The sequence below is a fragment of the Pseudomonas sp. EggHat1 genome (assembly GCF_014892995.1).
Lineage (GTDB): Bacteria > Pseudomonadota > Gammaproteobacteria > Pseudomonadales > Pseudomonadaceae > Aquipseudomonas > Aquipseudomonas chaetocerotis.
On sequence record NZ_JACKQK010000011.1, the window covers coordinates 228,124 to 249,339 of the forward strand.

Below are 21,216 nucleotides of genomic sequence, written 5' to 3' on the forward strand. Positions count from 1 at the left end.
CGCCGTTTCGCCTCGGTTTTGCCCGCCTCCCGATGTAGGCTGGTGTCTGAACCCTATCGTGGAGGTCGCCATGCGCGCCCTGTTTCTCGCTCCCGCCCTGCTGATGCTCGGGGCCTGTGCTTCACCCCTGCCCAAGCCCGACCCACAGCAGGCCTGGGTCGAGCTGTATTCCAGCGCCGACACCCTGCTGATGGCCGACCGCCTGGATGACAAGCGCTGGCCGGATGGCCGCTACTTTCAGGTGACACCCGGCCAGCATGAGCTGGAAACACGCTTCCAGTTCGAGGTGCGTAGCGGCGGGTCGATTGGCATGCAGAGCGAGCCATTGCGCATGACCTGCGAGATTCGCTTGCGCTATGACGACTTCGTTGCAGGTCAGCGCTATCGCATCGAGGCGCGCCAACAGCTGATGAAAGCGCAGGCCTGGCTGTATGACGAGCAGCGCAATGTGCTGGCGCGTGGCGAGGTGCTGCGTTGCGGGACAGCCATCTAGGCCGCGCCTGATCCGCACGGCGCACTCCGCTGATAATCGGGTGCGCCGCCGGTACCAGGTCAGGCTTCGAGTATGCCTTCCAGGGTGATCGTGGCGTTCAGTACCTTGGACACCGGGCAGCCGGTTTTGGCAGCTTCCACGGCTTTCTCGAAGGCGGCGCGTTCTGCGCCCGGGATCTTCGCGCGCAGTGTCAGATGCACGGCACTGATTTCGAAGCCGCCCTCGACCTTCTCCAGTGTCACTTGCGCCTTGGTGTCGATGCTCTCGGCGGTCATGCCGGCGTCGCCCAGCTCCTTGGACAGTGCCATGGAAAAGCAGCCCGCATGAGCAGCGCCGATCAGCTCTTCGGGGTTGGTGCCGGGCTTGCCCTCGAAGCGAGTGTTGAAACCATAGGGCGAGTCCTTGAGGACGCCGCTTTCGGTAGAGATGGTGCCCTTGCCGTCCTTGATGCCACCTTGCCAGTGGGCCGAAGCTGTCTTCTTCATGTGCGTCTCCCATCGTATGAACGGGGCCACCGGTCTGGCGGCCTGTTCTGATTCAGAGGGCTGTCACGCCTACAAGTTCGCGTTCAGCCGTGTTGCAGCTCGGCAAGAACGTCGAAAGCGTGCAGGCGATCGGCAAAGTCGTACATGTCGCAGGTGAAGATCAGTTCGTCCGCTTCGGTCTGCTCCAGCAGCTGTTCCAGGCGCTGGCGCACGGTCTGCGGCCCGCCGATGGTGGCCAGGCCGAAGAACTCGCCCACTGCCTGACGCTCGTGCGGCAGCCACAGACCGTCCATGCTTGGCACCGGCTTGCGCTGTACCAGGCTCTGGCCACGGATCAGCGCCAGGATGCGCTGGAAAGCGGAGGTGGCCAGATACTGCGCCTGCTCGTCGCTGTCGGCTGCCAGCAGCGGTACGCCAAGCATCACGTAGGGCTTGTCCAGCACCGCCGAGGGGCGGAAGTGGTTGCGGTAGATGCGGATCGCCTCATGCATGTAGCGCGGTGCGAAGTGCGAGGCGAACGCATAAGGCAAACCTTTCATACCGGCCAGTTGGGCGCTGAACAGGCTGGAGCCGAGCAGCCAGAGCGGCACATTGGTGCCCGCGCCGGGCATGGCGATCACCCGCTGCCCTTCCTGGCGCGGCCCGAGGTAGGCCTGCAGTTCTTCGACGTCATTGGGGAAGTCGTCGGCGCTGCCATCGCGACTACGGCGCAGGGCATGAGCTGTGTACTGATCGGCGCCGGGCGCGCGGCCCAGGCCAAGTTCGATACGGCCGGGATAGAGCGTGGCGAGGGTGCCGAACTGTTCCGCGATTACCAGCGGCGCATGGTTGGGCAGCATCACGCCGCCAGCACCCAGGCGGATTTTCGAGGTGCCGGCGGCCAGGTAGCCGATCAGCACTGAGGTGGCGGAGCTGGCGATGCCGTCCATGTTGTGGTGTTCGGCCACCCAGAAACGCTCGAAACCGAGGCTCTCGACGTGGCGGGCCAGCGCCAGCGAATTGTGCAGGGCCTGAGCGGCATCACCATCGTCGCGAATCGGCGCCAGGTCGAGGGTGGAGAGCTTGATGGAGGCCAGTCGGCTCATGGGGAGTCTCCTCATTACGTGGCCGGCCACTCTAACGTCTCGGCTGCATGTCGCGCACGCCAGGCCCAGGCATAGTCATCATCAATATGGCTGATGGGCCGGCTGATCTGCGGATCGGAGCGCCGGGCCATGATGGTTGCGAGCGCTGCGCAGTGTGAGTCTGCGACTCAGCCAGCGCCGTGCTGGGCGCGGTATTCGCCAGGGGTCAGACCGGTCCATTGGCGGAATGCGCGGAAGAATACGCTTGGCTCGGAGTAGCCCAGCAGCAAGGCGATTTCCGCCGCAGGCAGGCGTCCGTCGCGCAGGTGCTGTTCGGCCAACTGGCGGCGCGTGTCAGCCAACAGGTGCTGATAGCTGCAGCCTTCTTCGGCCAGCCTGCGTTGCAGGGTGCGTTCGCTTACATTCAATGCGCGGGCCAGTTCGGCGCGGTCGGGCTCGCCGTGCGCCAGTTGCTCGCCGAGCAGGCCGATGACCCGCGCACTGAGGCTGGCACTGGGCAGGCGGGCGAGCAGGGTTTCGGCATGCTGGCGTAGCAGTTGCTGCAGCGGCGGGTTGGCCTGGATCAGGGGCACCTGACACAAAGCGCGGGGCAGGGCGATGGCGTAGTCGTCGCTGGCGAACTGCAGCGGGCAGGCGAACACATCCTGATAGGGCGCAAGGTCGTCTGGTGCATTGTGGCGAAATTGCGCGCCGAGCAGATGGAAGTCGTCGAGCAGCGGCCTGGTCATCTGCACCCAGCAGGCCATCATCGCCAGTACGCGAATGCGGGTTGCCGGATGCTGCGGATGCAATGGGCGGTACAGCAGCAACAGGCTGTCGTCGCGCGTCTCGATATGCAGTTCGCCACCTTCGCCGCCGAGGCGTTGATAGCGCAATGCCGCGTTCAGCGCATCGTCCAGAGTGGCGCTGCTCTGCAGCAGGTAGCTGAGCACGCTGAATGGACCGGGGGTGAGGTTGCGCCCGAGCAACAGGCCGGGCTCCGGGTGCTGCAGACGGGTGTCCAGTGCCTGCCAGAGGCTTTGCTGGGCGCTGAAGGGAATACGTGCGTCCGGGTCGGCAAGTTGTTCCTCACCCAACTTGCAGGCATCGAGCAAAGTCTGGCGATCAAGGCCGAGGCGGCTGGCTGCATGCAGCACGGCCTGGGTCAGACTGGCGCTGACCGAGGCCTGCGATGATTCGTGAATGACGTTCGGCATTGGCTGATTCTGCCCAATGCCGTGGGGAGACGATAGCCCGCGCCTCACACAAGGAGTTACGACAGGTTGTTCGACAAGGCGTGCATAATCGCCGCAAGCGGTTAGACTTCCCACCCGGACGTCGCTCACAAGGCACGCTCGCTCAAAACAACAGAAAAAGGAGATATCCCATGAAAGGCAAATCCTTGGCATGGGTCCTGTCCGCCGCGCTCGCGGGTACTGCCCTGAGTGGCATGGCACAGGCCGAAGAGAAATTCGTCACCATCGGCACCGGCGGCCAGACCGGCGTCTACTACGTGGCCGGTCAGTCCATCTGCCGCTTCCTCAACCGTGGCTCGGCTGAGCACGGCATCAAGTGCAACGCTCCGGCCAGCGGCGGCGGCGTGGCCAACGTGAATGGCATTCGCAGCGGCGAATTCAACTTCGGCATCATGCAGTCCGACCACCAGTTCAAGGCCCTCAACGGTGCTGCACCGTTCCAGGCTGAAGGTGCGATGAGCGATATTCGTGCCGTGTTCTCGCTGCAGAGCGAAGTGTTCACCATCCTTGCCCGTCGTGATGCCAACATCAAAAGCTTCGATGACCTCAAGGGCAAGCGCGTCAACGTTGGCAACCCGGGTTCCGGTCAGCGTGACACCCTGGAAGAGATCATGGCCGTCAAAGGCTGGGATCGTTCTGCCTTCGCCCTGGCTGCCGAGCTGAAGCCGGCCGAGCAGGCCAGCGCCCTGGGTGACAACAACATCGATGCCATGACCTACTTCGTTGGTCATCCCAACGGCGCGATCCAGGAAGCCACCACCACCACCGACGCCGTTCTGGTTCCGGTGACCGGCGCCGAGATCGACAAGCTGCTGGCCGATAAGACCTACTACACCAAGGCCGATATCCCGGGCGGTCTGTACAAGGGCAACGATCAACCGACCCCGTCCATTGGCGGCAAGGCCGTGCTGTCCACCAGCGCCAAGGCCGATCCGGAAGTGGTCTATCAACTGGTCAAGTCGGTGTTTGAAAATATCGATCGTTTCAAGCGCCTGCACCCGGCGTTTGCCGACCTGAAGGAAGCCGACATGATCAAGGTCGGTCTGACTGCCCCGCTGCATGAGGGCGCCGCGCGTTACTACAAGGAACGCGGCTGGCTGTAAGCCAGCTTTCGGCTGACAGAAAACCGCGGCCTCGGCCGCGGTTTTCTGTTTTCAGGAGCATGACTCAGCCCTGTTCTTCAAGCAGACCGATCGCCAGGGTCTGCAGACGCTTCAGCAGGGCTTGGTGAGCTGCAGAGGGTGTTTCGTCGACCCGCCGCAGCAAGTACAGCGTTACAGGGATGTTGGGTTCCAGCGGGCGGGCCTGGACGTCGCCCAGGTTGCCAGACAGTGCGGTAAAAGGATCGACCAGGGCCAGCCCCTGTCCTGCCGCCACCAGCATGCGGGCCAGCTGGTAGGTCTGTACCGAAATATCGATGCGTGCAGGCGGCTCCAGCTCCTCGATGTGCCCACGCAACAGGCCGCCCAGCGCGTCTCGCGTGTCCAGGCCAATCAGGCTAAGGCCGGCCATGCTCTGCAGGCGTATCGGTGTCGTGCACGCGTCGTCGTTCCACCACCCTGGCGGCGCGATGGCCATCATCCTTCCCTGTGTCAGAACTTCCGTATGCAGATCCGGGTGCTCGACGCGCTGCAGAGTCAGGCCGAGATCGGCTTCGCGTAGCAACAATGCCTGAACGATTTCACTGGTGTGCTGGGTCGCGAGGTCGCATCGAATCTGCGGAAACTCGGCGCGCCAGCCGCACACCACGTCGGGAAGCAGGGTCTGCGCCAGAGTGGGGGTACAGACGAGGCGCAATGCCCGTTCTTCTCCACGGCGCAAACTGGCCGATAGTCTACGCAGATCCTGGAGTTCGGCGGACAGTCGCTCGGTCTGCTGCTGCAGGATCCGCGCTTCTGCGGTGGGGAGCAGCTTGCCGCGCACGCGGCTGAACAGTGCGAAGCCCAGCTGCTGTTCCGCATGCTGGAGAATCTTGCTGGCGGCCGGCTGCGATATATGCAGCAACTCAGCTGCAGCCGTGAGGCTGCCGGTTTGCAAGACCGCCTGAAACAGCTCGATATGACGTAGGCGCATGATCCGTTTGTGTTCCCGCGAGACTTGCCGGAGCATAACCTGGGGTTATGGGCTGCCACTATCTTTTCATTGGTCGGCCGCTCCACCCATCCCTACCCTCAGTCACATTCAGAGGTGGGAGATGGATGATGCGGGTCGCGGTTATCGGTGGGGGCGTGATAGGCCTGACCACGTCCTATGCCCTGGTTCGCCAGGGTTATCGGGTCGATTTGATCGAGCAGCGTGATGAAGTGGCGCTGGAGACCAGCTTCGCCAATGGCGGCCAGCTCAGTTATCGCTACGTTTCGCCGTTGGCCGATGCTGGCGTGCCGCTGCAGGCGCTGTCCTGGATGCTGCAGGGCAACGCCCCGCTGCGGTTCCGTCCCAGTCTGAGCCCGCACCAGTGGCAGTGGTGCCTGCGCTTCCTGTTGGCCTGCCGCCGCTCGGTGAACCAGCGCAATGGCGAACACCTCCTGCGCCTGGCGTTGTACAGCCAGTCTGTATTGCAGGACTGGCGTGAGCATCAGTCGCTGGACGATTTCGCCTGGCGCGCCAATGGCAAGCTGGTGATCTACCGCAACGCGGCGAGCTGGAACAAGGCGCGCAGCGCAGTCGGTGAGTCGCCGCATCAACGCCTGCTCGATGCGGATCAATGCCTTGAGCTGGAGCCCGCCCTCGAGGGGTTGGCCGGCCAATTTCAGGGCGGCGTCTTCGCGGCCGGTGACGAGGTCGGTGATTGTCATCAGTTTTGCCGACAGCTGCTGCGCAAGCTGCGCGGCAATCCCTCGTTCCGCCTGCATGCCGGACAGCGGGTCTCCGGGATACCCCTGGAGCGCGGCAGGGTGAGGGCTGTGTCTCTGCAAGACGAGGAGCTGGCGGTCGACCACGTGGTGGTCGCTGCAGGCGTCGGCAGTGTGGCATTGCTCCGCCCGCTGGGGTTGCGACTGCCGATCTACCCGCTCAAGGGCTACAGCCTCACCTTGCCGCTGGTCGACCTGACAGTGGGCCCGGAAACCAACGTCACCGATTATGACAATAAGGTGGTCTACGCCCGCCTGGGCGAGCGCTTGCGGGTTGCCGCCATGGTCGATATCGGCGGTTGGGATGCCACGCCTGACCCTGATCGGCTGGCCGAGTTGAGACAGTTTGCCCAGGCCAGCTTTCCTCGGGCGGGCGATTACGCTGCTGCCGAAACCTGGGCAGGAATGCGCCCCGCGACGCCGGAGGGAACGCCGCTGCTGGGGGCCAGTGGTATCGACAATCTCTGGCTGAACGTGGGCCATGGCAGCCTGGGTTTTACCCTGGCCTGCGGCAGCGCTGAGGTACTGACTCAACTGATAGGCCAGCAGCAACCGGCGATCGCTCTCGATGGCATGCAGTTGGCGTCCTGAGCCCAAAGAACACTCATAACAGCAGGAGTTTGCCATGTCCGTGCAACGTATTCAGACCAACGACCGCCTGTCCGGCGCGACGATATTTTCCGACCTGATCTTTCTGTCCGGGCAGGTACCGACCGACCGCACCCAGGATGTCTCGGGCCAGACGGCCCAGGTGCTGGAGAAGATCGACGCCCTGCTGGCCGAGGCCGGGTCGGATCGTGCTCATCTGCTCAGCGCGCAGATCTGGCTGAAAGACATCGAAAAGGATTTTGCCGCCATGAACGATGCCTGGAGCCGCTGGCTGCCGGTCGGCTGCGCGCCGGCACGTGCGACGGTCGAGGCGCGTCTGGCCAGCGCCGATATACGGGTCGAGATCATGGTGACAGCGGTGCGCAAGGCCGCGTAACTGCCGCATTGGCTCCATCGATGGTACCGGCGTTGACGGCCCATCTACCGTTAAAAAAACAAAAATACGAGGACGTTGATATGCAGCAACATCGAATCATGGGTCTGTTGGCGTGCGTGCTGGGCAGCAGCCTGTTGGCCAGCCCTCTTGTCGCCGAAGAGCGCTACGTGACCATCGGCACGGGCGGGCAGACCGGGGTCTACTACACCGCAGGTCAGTCGATCTGCCGTTTCCTCAACCGCGGCGGTGCCGAGCATGGCATCAAGTGCAACGCACCTTCCTCGGCGGGCAGCGTCAGCAACATCGCGTCGATCAAGGGCGGTGACTATGACTTCGGCTTCATTCAGTCCGATCACCAGAACAAGGCGCTGACGGGGCAGGCGCCTTTCGACAGGGATGGAGCTGTCGAGGACCTGCGAGTGGTCTTCTCGCTGCAGAGCGAGATCCTCACCGTGGTCGCTCGTGCCGACAGTGGCATCCAGCGCTTCGCGGACCTCAAGGGCAAGCGGGTGAACATCGGTGTGCCAGGCTCGGGCAGCCGCGACACCTTCGATGAGGTGATGCAGGCCAATGGCTGGAGCAAGTCCGACTTCGCGCTCGCGGCCGAGCTGAAACCGGCAGAGATGGCCGCTGCGCTGGGGGACAACAATCTGGATGCCATCACCTATGTGGTCGGCCATCCAAGTGGTGCCATCCAGGAAGCGCTGACCACGGTCGATGCGCGCCTGATCCCGGTCACCGGTCCGGGTGTCGACAAACTCCTGGCCGAGGCCAGTTATTTCACCCGGGCAGATATTCCTGCAGGGCTCTACCCTGGAGTCGCTGAGCCTATTGCGTCGATTGGCGGCAAGGCCGTGCTCGCTACCTCGGCAAAGGCCGATCCCGAGGTCGTCTATCAATTGGTCAAGTCGGTATTCGATAACCTGGAACGCTTCAAACGTTTGCATCCGGCGTTTGCCGATCTGCGTGCCGAGGACATGATCAGAGCGGGACTGACGGCGCCGATGCATGAAGGAGCGCTACGTTTCTACAAGGAAAAAGGCTGGCTATAGGTCGGGTGGAGATAACCTGGCTGAGCGCTAAAACGGGCGCAGTTGAGTTTGTATAGGTAAACTGCGTGCCTAGAGACCCGCTAACAGGGTCAGGAAACCGGGCCCCTCCCTCAGTGAGGGGCTCGCCGTTTTATCAGAATGACAACGTAGGTGTACCTCCCTATGGCCGAAAAACAACTCTCCACCGAGGAACTGATCGCCCAGGATGTCGGCGCGCGTATGCCCGTCGGCCTGATGGCTCAGGTGATCACCGGCCTTGCCTTGCTCTGGTCGCTGTTCCAGCTGTGGATCGCCTCGCCCTTGCCGTTCATCTTCGGCTTTGGTGTCCTCAACGATACCCAGACCCGCGCCATTCACCTGGCTTTTGCCCTGCTGCTGGCATTTCTCGCCTATCCGGCGTTCAAGCGCTCGCCGCGTGATCGTGTGCCGTTGATGGATATCGCCCTGGGCCTGGTCGCCGCTGCCAGTGCCGCCTATCTGTTCATCTTCTACCAGCAGCTGGCCCTGCGCCCTGGCAGCCTGACCACGGGTGACCTGGTCACCGCCTGCATCGGCATCCCGCTGCTGCTGGAAGCGACGCGCCGTGCGCTGGGCCCGCCCCTGGCGATCATCGCTCTGGTCTTCCTCGTCTACAGCCTGGCCGGTCCCTACATGCCCGGCCTGCTCGCGCACCGTGGGGTCAGCTTCACTGCGTTGGCCAACCACCAGTGGATTACCACCGAAGGCGTGTTCGGTATCGCTCTCGGCGTATCCACCAGCTTCGTGTTCCTCTTCGTGCTGTTCGGCGCGTTGCTCGAACGGGCCGGCGCCGGACACTACTTCATCCAGCTGGCATTCAGCCTGCTCGGCCACTTCCGTGGTGGCCCGGCCAAGGCGGCGGTGCTGGCGTCCGGGCTGACCGGGATGATCTCCGGCTCGTCGATCGCCAACGTGGTGACCACCGGCACCTTCACCATTCCGATGATGAAGCGCACAGGGTTCTCGTCGGAGAAGGCCGGTGCGGTCGAGGTGGCTTCGTCGGTCAACGGCCAGATCATGCCGCCGGTGATGGGTGCAGCAGCCTTCCTGATGGTCGAGTACATCGGCATGCCCTATGTCGAGATCATCAAGCACGCTTTCCTGCCAGCCGCGATTTCCTATATCGCGCTGCTTTACATCGTTCACCTGGAGGCGCTCAAGCTCGGCCTGCAGCCCATCGGCGGGCATCAGCCCAAGCCCTGGCTGCGTCGCCTGACCGGTTTTGCCTTCGGTGCAGCGCTGATCAGCGGCCTGTCGCTGGCGGTCTACTACGGCCTCGGTTGGCTCAAGCCGGCGCTCGGCGAGTATGCCCTGCCGGTGATCGGTGCTCTGCTCGCGGTGGTCTATCTGGCGTTGTTGAAGGTCGCTGCCAGCGTGCCGGTGCTGCCTGCCGAAGACCCCAATGCGCCGCTGGAAGAGCTGCCGCAGACCCGCGCCGTGTTGCTGTCCGGTCTGCACTTCCTGCTCCCGGTGGTGGTGCTGGTCTGGTGCCTGATGATCGAGCGCCTGTCTCCCGGCCTGTCGGCCTTCTGGGGCAGCGTGATGCTGATCATCATCCTGCTCACCCAGCGCCCATTGCTGAGCTGGATGCGCCGCGATGGCAGCCATGACCATGGCACCTTCATCGATGGCGTGGTCGATTTGCGCGAAGGTCTGATCGCCGGCGCGCGCAACATGATCGGTATCGGTATCGCCACGGCGGCGGCCGGCATCATCGTCGGTGCGGTGTCGCAGACCGGCGTGGGCCTGGTGCTGGCCGACCTGGTCGAATTGCTGTCGATGGGCAACCTGCTGCTGATGTTGCTGCTGGTGGCGGTGTTCAGCCTGATTCTTGGCATGGGCCTGCCGACCACGGCCAACTACATCGTGGTGTCCAGCCTGCTGGCGCCGGTGGTAGTGGCGCTGGGGCAGCAGAATGGTCTGATCGTGCCGCTGATCGCGGTGCACCTGTTCGTCTTCTACTTCGGCATCATGGCCGACGTGACGCCACCAGTGGGCCTGGCCTCGTTCGCGGCGGCGGCGGTGTCCAAGGGCGACCCGATCAAGACCGGCCTGGTGGCGTTCTTCTACAGCTTGCGTACTGCCGCGCTGCCGTTCCTGTTCATCTTCAACACCGACCTGCTGCTGATCGATGTCGACTTCTGGCATGGCGTGATCATCTTCATCGTGGCGACCATCGCCATGCTGATATTCGCCGCCGGTACTCAGGGGTTCTTCCTGGTGCGCAGCCGCTTGTATGAGAGCGTATTGCTGCTGCTGGTGGCCTTTACCCTGTTCCGCCCCGGTTTCTGGATGGACATGCTGCACGATCCCTATCAGGACGTACCGCCTGCCGAACTGGCTCAGGCACTCGATGGGGTGGAGGACGGCAGCTCGCTGCGCCTGCGTATTCTCGGGGAAGACGCCGTGGGTGATCCACGTGAGTTCACCGTGCTGCTGCCGGTGCCCGATGGCGCCTCGGGTCAGGAGCGTTTGGAGAAGCTCGGCCTGAACCTCTATGAGGAGGGCGACAAGGTGCTGGTGGACAGCGTCACCTTCGGCAGCATGGCAGCCGATGCCGGCCTCGAATTCGACCAGCAGATCCTCAACGTGCGGGCTCCGACCGACCGCTGGATGAAGGAGCTGATGTGGATTCCCGGCTTCCTGCTGTTCGCGCTCGTCGTGCTGCTGCAGCGTCGCCGCAAGGTGGCTCAGGCGGCGTAGAACGCGGCCTTACCCCCAACAAGGCAGCTTCGGCTGCCTTGTTCGTTCATGCCCTGGCGGTGGGTTGCTAGAATCGCCGGCCTGACCATACAGACAACAAGGACTCAGCCCGTCATGTCGACACCGCGCGTGCATTATCCCTGGTACAAGAAGGAAGACACCGACGCCTTTTTCGCCCTGTTCCAGAACAACATCGCCAACTTCGTGATCATCGCCATCAGCATGCTGGGCATGGGCTTTCCCGCCGAGATCGTGTTTGGTCAGGTGTTGCCGGGGGCTGCGGTAGCGGTGATGGTCGGCAACTTCTACTACGCCTGGAGCGCCGCGCGCCTGGCGCGCAGGGAGAACCGCGCCGACGTTACCGCGCTCTCCTACGGCATCAGCACGCCGGTGATGTTCGTCTTCCTGTTCGGCGTGCTGCTGCCGGCGAAGAACCTTACCGGCGACGCCGAGCTGGCCTGGAAGGTGGCGGTGGCCGCGTGTTTCATCAGTGGTCTGATCGAGGCTGCCATCAGCCTGATCGGCAACTGGGTACAGCGCCGCTTGCCGCGTGCCGCCATGCTTGGCGCGGTGGCTGGGGTGGCACTGACCTTCATCGCCGGTGAGATGCTGTTCAAGACCCTGGAAATCCCGGTGATCGGTCTGCTGGTACTGGCCATCACCATCGTCGGCCTGGTGGCGCGGGTGAGCATGCCGTTTCGTCTGCCGGCCTCATTGTTCGCCATCGTCATCGGTACGGCGCTGGCCTACCTGATCGGCGCGGCTGACAGCGGCAAGTTCAGCGAGGCCTTCACTCACCTGGGTTTCTATCCGCTATTGCCCAACCTGGCCTGGTACGAAGGCCTGGGCCTGTTGTTCACCACGATGCTGGCGTTGATGACGGTGATCCTGCCGATCACCCTGTACAACGCCATCGAGACCATGAACAACGTCGAGGCCATGAGCGCCGCCGGTGACAGCTACAGCGTGCGCGAGTGCCAGGCGGTGGACGGTCTGGGCACCTCGCTCGGGGCGCTGTTCGGCGGTGTATTCCCGACCACCGTGTACATCGCCACCGTGGGCTCGAAGTGGATGGGCGCGGGGCGCGGTTACAGTCTGCTCAACGGCGCGGTGTACGGCCTGGCGACTATGTTCGGTCTGATCGCCTTCATCGCTGCGCTGATTCCTGTGGCGGTGGTGGCGCCGATTCTGGTGTTCGTCGGCATGTCGATGATCGCCACGGCGTTCAACAGCAACCACGCCCGTCATTACCCGGCGGTCGCGCTGGCGATGCTGCCGTATTTCGCCAACTACCTGATGACCCGTTTCAATCGGGGCGCACCCGAGGTGGTCGAGGGTATTTCCAGTGCCATTGGTGCGTTGGGACAGGGTGCGATGTTCAGTGCCATTCTGCTCGGCGCCATGTGCGTGGCGGTGATCGACCGCCAGTTCCGCCAGGCCACTGTCTTCGCTCTGGTGGCGGCCGGCATGGCCTTCGTCGGCCTGATGCATGCACCGAAGCTGGCCTGGTACGCGGCGCCGGACTTCGTCCACGGCTATCTGCTGATGGCGCTGTTCTTCGCCTGGTATGCCTGGCGCGGCGTGGAGCCGGCTGCGCCCGAGCGAGTGACCAGCGCCGACTGAGTCACTCGCCACCTTCGAGCCTGAGAGCACCCGTTTCCTGGCCCTCCAGCACCACATAGGCGCTGGCGCAGAACAGCGAGTTGAGGCGCTTCATGTCGGCGATCAGCTCCAGGTGCAGGGAGCTGGTCTCGATGCTCTGCACCACCTGGCGCTGCAGCCGGCCTATATGAGCATGCGCCAGGCGGCGTTCCTGCGCGCGGAAGCGGCGTTTCTCGCGTAGCAGCTGGCTGGCGCTGGCATGGTCGGCACTGAGAAAGACATTCAGGCCCAGGCGCAGGTTGGCCATCAGCTGGGTGTGCAGGTGAGTCAGCTCCTCCAGGCCCTTTTCGGAAAACGCCCGACGCTGTGCGGTTTTCTCGCTCTGGATCTTGCCGAGCATGCGCTCGATCAGGTCGCCGGCCTGCTCAAGGTTCACCGCCAGTTCGAGAGTTTCCGCCCAGCGCCGCCTTTCATGCTCACTCATCGCTTCGCGTGGGATCTGCGCGAGGTACAGCTTGACTGCCCGGCACAGGCTGGCGACATCGTCATTGAGGCTGCGCAACTCCTTGTTCAATGCGGGTTGGTTCTGTTCCAGCACTGGCTGCAGATGGCCGAGCATGGCTTCGATCTTGTCGCCCACGCGCAGGGTTTCACGCACGGCGTTGGCCAGCGCCAGGCTGGGCGTGGTCAGGGCCGTCGGATCGAGGTGGCGCGGTCGCGCGATGCCGCTGTCGTCAGCACGGTCCGGCAGCAGCCAGTTGCAGAAGCGCGCCATCAACCCGACGCTGGGTAACATCAGCACGGCGCGCAGGCTGTTGTAGAGCAGGTGGAAAAAGATCACCAGTTCCGCCGCGCGCCAGTTCAGGCTGTCCAGCCAGTCGGCCAACGGCTGCAGCACCGGCAGCACCAGCACCAGCCCGATCAGTTTGTAGATCAGGCTACCCAGCGCCACGCGACGCCCGGCCGGGTTCTGCAGGCTGCTGGTAAGAAAGGCCAGCAGACCGCTGCCGATGTTGGCACCGATCACCAGGCCGATGGCTACCGGCAGGCTGATCAGCCCGGCGCCTGCAAGGGTTGCGGTGAGCAGCACGGCGGCCAGGCTCGAGTAGGTGAGCAGGGCGAACAGCGCACCGACCAGTGCGTCGAGCAGCAGGTCGCCGGTCAGTGACGCGAACAGCACGCGAATCCCGCGTGCTTCGGTGATGGGCGTGGCGGCGGCGACGATCAGCTCCAGCGCCAGCAACATCAGGCCCAGGCCGATGGCGACGCGGCCGAGTTGGCCCGCGCGGGTCTGTCGACGCGAGAGGAAGAAGAGTACCCCGAGAAAGATCAGCAGCGGGCTGAGCCAACTGAGGTCGAGCGTCAGTACGCGGGCCATGAGCGCCGTGCCGACATCAGCTCCGAGCATGATCGCCAGGCCCGGCGCCAACGCCATCAAGCCCTGGGCGACGAACGAGGTGACCAGCAAGGCTGTGGCGTTGCTGCTCTGCACCAGCGCCGTGACGCCGATGCCGGCGACGAACGCCAGCGGCCGGCGGCCGATGTTGTGGCTGAGTACCTTGCGCAACTGCGAGCCGAATACACGCAGGATGCCGGTACGTACGATGTGTGTGCCCCAGACCAACAGAGCAATGGCTGACAGCAAATGCAGCAGGGTCAGCATGAATCGGCCCCCCTGAAAGACGGCCGATGAGGAGTTATGGTTTCGGCCTGTATAGATGAGCATCGGCCGAAATCACTGATAAAGCCAGTCAGCCGTCGCGCAGCACCTTGAGTTCGGCGTCGTCGGCGGAGAAACCGCGCTCGAGCTTGAACTTGAGGCTGAGGTCGGTCCGCGAGTCGGCGAACTTGAGAGCTTCGGCCAGGCTGATGCGGCCGGCTTCGAGCAGGGCGAACAGGTGTTGGTCGAAGGTCTGCAGACCTTGCTCAGCTGCCCGCGCCGTGGCTTCGCGCAACGCCTCCAGTTCATCGCGCTGGATCAGATCGCGGATATAGGGCGTACCCAGCATCAGCTCCACCGCCACCACGCGCTTTTGCGCGATGCCCGGTACCAGGCGCTGTCCGATCACCGCGAGCAGGTTGTGCGCCACGTCGGCCAGCACCTGCGTGCGGGCTTCGTCGGGGAAGAAGCGGGCGATACGCTCGATGGCGTGGCTGCTGCTGGTGGCATGCAGCGTAGCCACGCACAGGTGACCGGTTTCGGCGTAGTGCAGCGCGTGCTGCATGGTGGCGGCATCGCGGATCTCACCGAGCATGATCACATCCGGCGCCTCGCGCAGCACGTTGCGCAGGGCATCGCCGAAGCTGTGGGTATCGAGGCCGACTTCACGCTGGTCGATGATCGAGCGCTGGTGGCTGTGGAGGAACTCGATGGGGTCTTCGATGCAGACGATATGCCCGCTCTTGTGGCGATTACGGAAATCCAGCATCGCCGCCAGGGTGGTGGACTTGCCTGAGCCGGCCGCGCCGGTGACCAGGATCAGCCCGCGATCCTGCATGGCCAGCTTCTCCAGCATCCTGGGCAGGCCGAGCGACTCGAAGCTGGGAATCTGGCTCTTGATCAGGCGCACCACCATGGCTACTTCGCCGCGCTGGTAGTAGAGGTTGACCCGATAACGTCCAGCGCCCTGCAGACTGACCGCCAGGTTCATCTCCAGGTCGCGTTCGAACTCGGCAATCTGTTTCTGCGTCATCAACTGATAGGCCAGTTGCTGCACTTCGCCGGCCTTCATGATGCGCTGACCCACCGGCTGACTATGGCCCTCGACCTTCATGTGCGGCGGTGCGCCGACGCTGAAGAACAGGTCCGAGCCGCCGTGCTGGTGGATCAGTTGCAGGTAGGGGAACACGTCAGGCTGATCGTTGGCGTTGGTGTCATTCATCGATGTGCCGCATCTCGTTCGCTTTGTGGCAAGAATAGACGGCGTGTTGCCCTGTCTGTTGCTTCGTATCAAGAGAACAGGACGAATTGTCGCCCTATAGCCTGGTTGCACTGGACAGGCGTGCTTGTGAGAGCAAGAGTCAATGATCAGGGGGCAGGAAGGCGATTGCACGCCAGTGACTGGAGATCGATGGTGGGATTATGGGGGGCGGCTCTGCTGAGTCTGCTGTTGTGCGCATCGGCGCGAGCCGAGGTGTTGCACCTGGCTACGGGCGATGACTATGCGCCGTTCACCGGCAAGGCATTGCCTGGGCAGGGCATGCTCACCCAGGTGGTGCGTGCGGCACTGGCCGAGCAGGGTTCGGCAATCACACTCGACTGGCTGCCCTGGAACCGCGGTTACCTGAAAGCCAGGCGCGTTGAGTACGACGCCACCTTTCCCTACGTCCGTTCTGCCGAGCGCGAGGCGGAGTTTCTTTACTCGGCGCCCATCTATGTGGCCGAGCAGTACATCTTCAGCCGGGCCGGAGATCACATCGAACTAGATGATCTGCCCGCCATGATCGGCCGGCGACTCTGCTATCCGCTGGGCTGGCAGCCGCCGGCGGCGATCCAGCAACTGCTCGAGCAGGGTGTACTGCGCCGTCACTCCCCGCTGGGTCTGCAGGAATGTGCGCGGCTGTTGCTGCTCGAACGTGACGACCTGTTCATTGCCGACCGTAACCTGGGCGATAGCGCTTTGCAGAGTGCTGGCGCCGATCTGGCGCAGTTTCATCGGTCACGAGCGCCGCTCCAGAACAGTACGCTGCACTTCATCGTCTCGCGACAGCATCCGCGTGCTACCGAGTTGATCGAGCGCTTCAATCGTGGGCTCGAGGCGCTCAAGGCGCGTGGCGAATATCAGCGGCTGATCGAGCGTTACGCGCAATAGCGGGCCGATCAGGCCAGCAACATCATGATCGCCACCAGGCTGCCCGCTGCCAGCAACGTCTGCAGGGTGATGATGCCGGCCATCAACTGGCTGTCGCCGCCGAGTTGGCGGGTCAGTACATAGGCGGTAGGCGCGGTCGGCAGGGCGAAGAACAGCACCAACACTGCGCTCTCCATTGCCGGCAGCGCCAGCGCCCAGGCTACGCCCCAGGCCAGCAGCGGCATTGCCAGCAGGCGCAGCGCGCTGTTCCAGGTCAGCGCAGGGATTTCTCCGCCCAGCTGTTCGGGCTTGAGTGCCGCGCCAACGCAGAGCAGGCCCAGCGGCAGGCTGGCTGCAGCGAGCAGGCTGAGCAGGCGATCGGTGCCGCCTGGCAGGCCGATGCCCGTGAGGTTGAACAGCGCGCCGCCGACGCAGGCGAGGATCAGTGGATTCTTGATGATCGGCAGCAGCAGGCTGCGCGCGCTGACGCCGCGCTCGGCAGTCAGCGACCACACCGACAGCACGTTCACCGTCGGCACCATCAAGGCCAGCATCAGCGCGGCGAGGGTCAGGCCTTCCTGGCCAAACAGGCTACCGACCGCCGCCAGGCCCAGGTAGGTGTTGAAGCGCAGGATGCCCTGAGTGAAGGCGCCAAAACGCCCGGCGGGCCAGCCGCGCAGGCGCCGCACCAGCAGCAGCGCCAGCCAGGCAATGCCCAGGCCGAGCAGCACGGCCAGCGCCAGGCGCGGCAAGGCCGGGTTGTTCAGCGGCGCACGTGCCAGGCTGGAGAACAGCAGGGCAGGGAACAGAATGAAGTAATTGAGGCGCTCGGCGCCTGGCCAGAAAGCTTCGCTGGGGAACTCGCGCAGGCGTAGCCAGTAGCCGGCGACTATCATGGCGAACAGCGGCCACAAGGCCAGCAACAGGTCTATCACGGCAACCCCCGGTGGTGGTGAGCGCCTATCTTGGTCAGCGGCGCGGGGCAATGCAAGGCGGAGGCAGGATGAAGGTCGAACATCAGGGCGGCTGCCAGTGCGGCGCACTGCGCTATCGGGTCGATGCGCCGCTGACGGACATCGCTCATTGTCATTGCTCGATCTGCAGGCGCAGCAGCGGCGGCATTCTCACCACCTGGGTCACGGTGCCGCGCCAGGCATTTCACTGGCTGCGCGGCACGCCGAAGGCTTTCGCCTCATCGGCCAGCTGCACGCGCTACTTCTGTGGTGACTGCGGCGCGCATCTGACGTTGTTCACTTCGCTCAGCCCGAACACGCTGGATGTGACCGTCGCCACGCTGGACGAACCGGAGCAGGCCCCGGCGGATCGACATATCTGGGTGAGCAGCCGGCTGCCTTGGCTGCGATTGGACGAGCAATTGCCACGAGAAGACGAAGAGGACATTCCGTGAGCAGGTAGCTGTCGGGTTGAGTGCCACTATTTTGATGTCAAATTCTTGTTTGCTTTGCTTGTGAGCTGTGTCACATTTCTGCGCCAGGCTATATCAAGGATGTTCTTGTGCTTTCAGGGATGCGCCTCAGGCAAATTTTTCTTGCTCCATTGCTCAACAAACCTGGCGCTGCTCTGGGTTTGCTATTGATGCTCTTCGTCGCGTTCTTCAATCCGTTCGGTCTGCGCGATGCCTCCGACCGTCATAGCGAAACCTGGCTGTTGCGCATGCTGGCGCCTTTCTACCCTGAGGCTGGGCAGGAAGACGTGGTAGTGGTGCTGATCGATGATCAGGCGTTGACAGACTTGGGTGCTAGCTGGCCGTTGCGTTATGGCGAGCAGGCGCGCCTGTTGCGGCAGTTGCTCAGCTATCAGCCCAAGTCACTATTCGTTGACCTGCTATACACCCAGCGACGCTACGACGGCGGTCCCACCGAGAGCCTGCAACGGGTCTTGAGCAGCTTTCGCGAGCAGGGCGTGCCGCTGATTCTTGCCGATTACCACGATGAGCAGGGCCGCTCTTTGGTATTGCCCGAATTCGCCGCCATGGCGAACACCGCTCCGACCCATTGGAGCGGCTATGGCGAGCGCTATCCGCTACTTTTGCCAAGCCCGCAGGGGACACTGCGCACGCCTGCGTTGCAGTTGTACCAGGCGGCTTGCCTGGAGTGGGACTGCCCCCAGGAAGGCTTCGATGCACCGCTGTTGGTGCGCTGGGGTTACTGGAGCGACGCGGGTATGCAGGACTTCGTCGACCTGACCGGTTGTGATGTGCGTGGGCAGCGGGGGGATTGGGGGCAGGTGTTCAGTATGCTGGCCGCCGATGCATTCCGTTCGCAGCGCATCGCCAGTGAGGTTGAGCGACCACAGCCTTGTCCCTACACCCGCACCCTGTATGCCAATCAGTTGCGTGACCCGAGTGTCGCCGAAGTCTTGCGTGGCAAGCATGTGCTGTTGGGGGCGCATATCCGCGGCATCCCGGATTTTGTCAGCAGCCCGGTGCAGGGGCTGTTGCCGGGCGTATACGTGCATGCGATGGCTCTGGACAACCTGCTGACGCAGGGACACAGCTACTGGCGAGCGGCGCCAGATGGTTGGCTTGGTATCAGTTTGAGCGACTGGCTGGAGATCGCCTTGCTGCTGCTGGCAGGCTTGGTGGCGCTCTGGATTCCGTCACAACCACCAGCCAAGGGTGGGCGCCTCTATCGCTGTGCAAGCCATTACCTGTTCTGGTTCGTTCTGCTCAGCAGTCTCGCATTGCTGACCAGTTTCTATCTCGCGCGCTGGCTACATATCGCGCCATTCGACTGGCTGGGACTGCTGCTGATGATCGGCCTGTTCTACGCCTACCTGGGGGAGGCCAGGGTTGCCGAGTGGTGGCACCAGCGCAGGGGTCGCACGTCAACTGAAAGGGAGATCTAGCAATGTTCAGAGCCACAGTATTCGGGCTGTTGCTGTGTAGCGTGTCGGCATGGGCGCAGGAGCCGCTGAAAATTATTGGTTACCCGTTGGAAAAGGTCGCGCTGTATGACGAGCAGGGCGAGTTTCTCGGCGATATGAGCCGTGACCAGCTCCCTGTTCCAGACGTGCAGGTGATCAGCTTCAGCGAAGCCAAGAATCTGCTGCTGATCGCCGTTGGCGAGCGTCAGGTCTGGCTTGATCCGCTGGATGTGAAGCTCAATCACGGTAAGACAGTTGCCTTCGATTGCCGCAAGGTCGCCGAGACCAGCCTTCTGGCAGACAGCAAGACCAATGCGGTGATGGGCTATTCGAAGGCCTGCGGCAAGTGAATCAGGGAGTATTCATGCGTAAGGAAATGACATTGGCAATTGCCTGTTCGCTGTTGATCGGATGCCAGCAGATGCCGTCGACCGGCAATGTGCCACTTGAAGGCAAGTTCATTGACAGTCCGCGTGCTCGCCCGCTGGCACTGCAGCCGGTGACCAACAGCCCCTGGTTGAATAATGCTCTGGTTGATCGATTGGCCGGTGCCAGCGATCCGGATGAGATTCGCGGGTTCGGCAAGGTAGACCTGACCGAGCAGATGGCCCAAGTCGAAAGCTTTCAGGTCCCGGAGCTGCAGGTTTACTGCGATCAGGTGCTGAGCCGTATGCTGGCCCATTGGCCGCATGCCAAACCAGACATCAAAGTGCGTTTCAGCGCTTCGGAGAGTTTTGGCGCGCGCGCTACCGCAGAAAATGTCATCTACCTCAACTTAGGCACTCTACAGGCCATCGAGAGCGAGGACGAACTAGCGGCGATGCTCGGCCACGAAGCGGCTCACTTGCTGCTGGGACACCTCGATCGCGAGCATTTCTTCAATCAGCAGAAGAAGTTGCTGGATGCATCGGTAACGGCGGTCAGCCTGGGCGTTACGGTGGCCGGGCTGGAAAGCCAGAAGAGCGGTACGTCACGCAAACTGGTTGTGGGTGATCCCGACGCAGTGGGCAAGACAATCGTGCAAAGCAGCCTGTCAGGCACTCTGCTCAAGGCGGTATCCGACAATTTCTGGAACAGCAGCTGGACGCGTGCTCAGGAGGATGAGGCTGATTTGCTGTCCGTCGATCTGCTCAGTCGTGCGGGTTACTCTCCGCGTGGTGCGGTACATGGCATCCAGCGGCTACAAAGCTTCGAGGGTAGTAATGTCAGCCAGTTGCAGCGCTATCAGGCCATGCAGAAACAGCTGTTCAGCCAGGCGATGCAGAAGAAGGGCATCGGCGGTCTGCTCGAGCAGGGTATCCAGAGCGGGGTGACCGCTGCGCAGCTGGCAGCCGTGGATGTATGGACGGACTTTGGCAAGACCCACCAGTTGCCTGCCCAGCGGGAGGAGGCGCTGATGCGTTATATCGCCAGCGAGTATCGCAGCGAGCGACGCAGAAGCCCACAGCTTGCCAGTTATCAGCGGCAGCTCCTTGGTGGTCAGAGTGGCAAGATTCTCGCCGGACAGGTGCTGATCAACCGTGCGACCAAGGCCCTCGACAAGGGCGATCTGAGCGAGGCGCGCCAGTTGGCCAAGGAAGTGGCGAGCGGACCGGCTGCCAGGAGCATGCGTGCGCAAACCTTGCAGTTCGTCCTGGCGGTTCAGCAAAGACGGTACAAGGATGCACTCGCCAATCTGGAGCAGGTTCCAGAAAGCGAATGGCAGTATGCGTCCCTCTCCAGCTATGACCAGATCATCACGTTGTCGCTCAGTCTCGACCGGCAGGCTCAGGCCGAGCGCTATCTGCAGCGCGGTCAGGCACATTGGGGCAATCAACTGATGACGCCACTGGAGATTTCCGTGCACCTGCAAGGCGAGCGGGTCGTCCAGGCGCAACAGGCCTATCAATCATGCCAAAACACTACGAGCAAAGGCTTGTTGGCTCAGTGCGAATCGGCGATTGGTCGCTTCAAGCCTCAGCAACAGGCGCCTGCGAATCCGCTGCAGCAACTGGGTCTGCCTTCGATGGGCAAGCTGCTGGGTAGCTGA

At 63.0% G+C, this 21,216-nt stretch carries 19 protein-coding genes; 12 read left to right on the top strand and 7 right to left on the bottom strand.

The features are described 5' to 3' along the window. Window positions 1-70: 70 nt before the first annotated feature. Window positions 71-493: a hypothetical protein gene (locus INS93_RS17960; protein ID WP_160016553.1), complete on the top strand. Its 423-nt coding sequence runs from the start codon at window positions 71-73 to the stop codon at window positions 491-493. 59 nt (window positions 494-552) lie between these two features. Here the strand turns inward: INS93_RS17960 and INS93_RS17965 are convergent, their stop codons facing one another. The 3 genes from INS93_RS17965 to INS93_RS17975 all read right to left on the bottom strand — a co-directional run bounded on the left by INS93_RS17965 (window position 553) and on the right by INS93_RS17975 (window position 3,259). Continuing rightward, a complete protein-coding gene (locus tag INS93_RS17965; RefSeq protein ID WP_192984511.1) occupies window positions 553-978 on the bottom strand; it encodes an OsmC family protein in 426 nt (141 codons plus the stop codon). An 83-nt stretch (window positions 979-1,061) separates the two neighbouring features. Next, window positions 1,062-2,063, bottom strand: a complete 1,002-nt coding sequence (locus tag INS93_RS17970; RefSeq protein ID WP_192984513.1) for an LLM class flavin-dependent oxidoreductase — start codon at window positions 2,061-2,063, stop codon at window positions 1,062-1,064. Window positions 2,064-2,230: 167 nt separating this feature from the next. Further along, the gene (locus INS93_RS17975) at window positions 2,231-3,259 is read right to left on the bottom strand and encodes an AraC family transcriptional regulator (protein WP_192984516.1); all 1,029 of its coding nucleotides are present in this window, start codon (window positions 3,257-3,259) and stop codon (window positions 2,231-2,233) included. Between the two features lie 170 nt (window positions 3,260-3,429). Between INS93_RS17975 and INS93_RS17980 the strand changes: the two genes are divergently transcribed. Beyond that, window positions 3,430-4,401 (top strand): TAXI family TRAP transporter solute-binding subunit, encoded by a 972-nt coding sequence (locus tag INS93_RS17980; protein WP_192984518.1) that lies wholly within the window; start codon window positions 3,430-3,432, stop codon window positions 4,399-4,401. Between the two features lie 64 nt (window positions 4,402-4,465). On the opposite strand, the gene INS93_RS17985 is transcribed toward INS93_RS17980, so the two are convergent. Then, window positions 4,466-5,371 carry a LysR family transcriptional regulator gene (locus tag INS93_RS17985; protein WP_192984521.1) on the bottom strand — a complete coding sequence of 302 codons (906 nt, stop codon included), beginning with the start codon at window positions 5,369-5,371 and terminating at the stop codon, window positions 4,466-4,468. 128 nt (window positions 5,372-5,499) lie between these two features. On the opposite strand from INS93_RS17985, the gene INS93_RS17990 reads away from it, so the two are divergent. The 5 genes from INS93_RS17990 to INS93_RS18010 all read left to right on the top strand — a co-directional run bounded on the left by INS93_RS17990 (window position 5,500) and on the right by INS93_RS18010 (window position 12,531). Beyond that, the gene (locus INS93_RS17990) at window positions 5,500-6,741 is read left to right on the top strand and encodes a D-amino acid dehydrogenase (RefSeq protein ID WP_192984523.1); all 1,242 of its coding nucleotides are present in this window, start codon (window positions 5,500-5,502) and stop codon (window positions 6,739-6,741) included. A 34-nt stretch (window positions 6,742-6,775) separates the two neighbouring features. Beyond that, a complete protein-coding gene (locus tag INS93_RS17995) occupies window positions 6,776-7,135 on the top strand; it encodes a RidA family protein (protein WP_192984526.1) in 360 nt (119 codons plus the stop codon). A gap of 80 nt (window positions 7,136-7,215) precedes the next feature. After that, window positions 7,216-8,187: a TAXI family TRAP transporter solute-binding subunit gene (locus tag INS93_RS18000; protein ID WP_192984529.1), complete on the top strand. Its 972-nt coding sequence runs from the start codon at window positions 7,216-7,218 to the stop codon at window positions 8,185-8,187. 162 nt (window positions 8,188-8,349) lie between these two features. Then, window positions 8,350-10,908 carry a TRAP transporter permease gene (locus INS93_RS18005; RefSeq protein ID WP_192984533.1) on the top strand — a complete coding sequence of 853 codons (2,559 nt, stop codon included), beginning with the start codon at window positions 8,350-8,352 and terminating at the stop codon, window positions 10,906-10,908. A 114-nt stretch (window positions 10,909-11,022) separates the two neighbouring features. Next, window positions 11,023-12,531 carry an NCS2 family permease gene (locus INS93_RS18010; protein WP_192984536.1) on the top strand — a complete coding sequence of 503 codons (1,509 nt, stop codon included), beginning with the start codon at window positions 11,023-11,025 and terminating at the stop codon, window positions 12,529-12,531. A 1-nt stretch (window position 12,532) separates the two neighbouring features. Here INS93_RS18010 and INS93_RS18015 read toward each other — a convergent pair whose 3' ends face one another. Next, window positions 12,533-14,173: a Na/Pi cotransporter family protein gene (locus INS93_RS18015; protein WP_192984538.1), complete on the bottom strand. Its 1,641-nt coding sequence runs from the start codon at window positions 14,171-14,173 to the stop codon at window positions 12,533-12,535. 88 nt (window positions 14,174-14,261) lie between these two features. Then, entirely contained in the window at window positions 14,262-15,392 is a 1,131-nt protein-coding gene (locus INS93_RS18020; RefSeq protein WP_192984540.1) for a PilT/PilU family type 4a pilus ATPase, read from the bottom strand. 189 nt (window positions 15,393-15,581) lie between these two features. Here INS93_RS18020 and INS93_RS18025 point away from each other — a divergent pair, with 189 nt between their 5' ends. Next, window positions 15,582-16,322 carry a substrate-binding periplasmic protein gene (locus INS93_RS18025; protein WP_192984543.1) on the top strand — a complete coding sequence of 247 codons (741 nt, stop codon included), beginning with the start codon at window positions 15,582-15,584 and terminating at the stop codon, window positions 16,320-16,322. Between the two features lie 8 nt (window positions 16,323-16,330). Here the strand turns inward: INS93_RS18025 and INS93_RS18030 are convergent, their stop codons facing one another. Continuing rightward, window positions 16,331-17,197: an AEC family transporter gene (locus INS93_RS18030; protein ID WP_226945614.1), complete on the bottom strand. Its 867-nt coding sequence runs from the start codon at window positions 17,195-17,197 to the stop codon at window positions 16,331-16,333. A gap of 107 nt (window positions 17,198-17,304) precedes the next feature. Between INS93_RS18030 and INS93_RS18035 the strand changes: the two genes are divergently transcribed. The 4 genes from INS93_RS18035 (at window position 17,305) to INS93_RS18050 (ending at window position 21,216) form a co-directional block, all read left to right on the top strand. Next, complete coding sequence (locus INS93_RS18035) at window positions 17,305-17,709, top strand: GFA family protein (RefSeq protein WP_192984550.1); 405 nt, start codon at window positions 17,305-17,307, stop codon at window positions 17,707-17,709. 188 nt (window positions 17,710-17,897) lie between these two features. Next, window positions 17,898-19,169 carry a CHASE2 domain-containing protein gene (locus INS93_RS18040; protein WP_192984552.1) on the top strand — a complete coding sequence of 424 codons (1,272 nt, stop codon included), beginning with the start codon at window positions 17,898-17,900 and terminating at the stop codon, window positions 19,167-19,169. A 2-nt stretch (window positions 19,170-19,171) separates the two neighbouring features. Beyond that, entirely contained in the window at window positions 19,172-19,537 is a 366-nt protein-coding gene (locus INS93_RS18045; RefSeq protein ID WP_160016570.1) for a hypothetical protein, read from the top strand. A 14-nt stretch (window positions 19,538-19,551) separates the two neighbouring features. Then, window positions 19,552-21,216, top strand: coding sequence for a M48 family metallopeptidase (locus INS93_RS18050; RefSeq protein ID WP_192984555.1), 1,665 nt, complete (start codon window positions 19,552-19,554; stop codon window positions 21,214-21,216).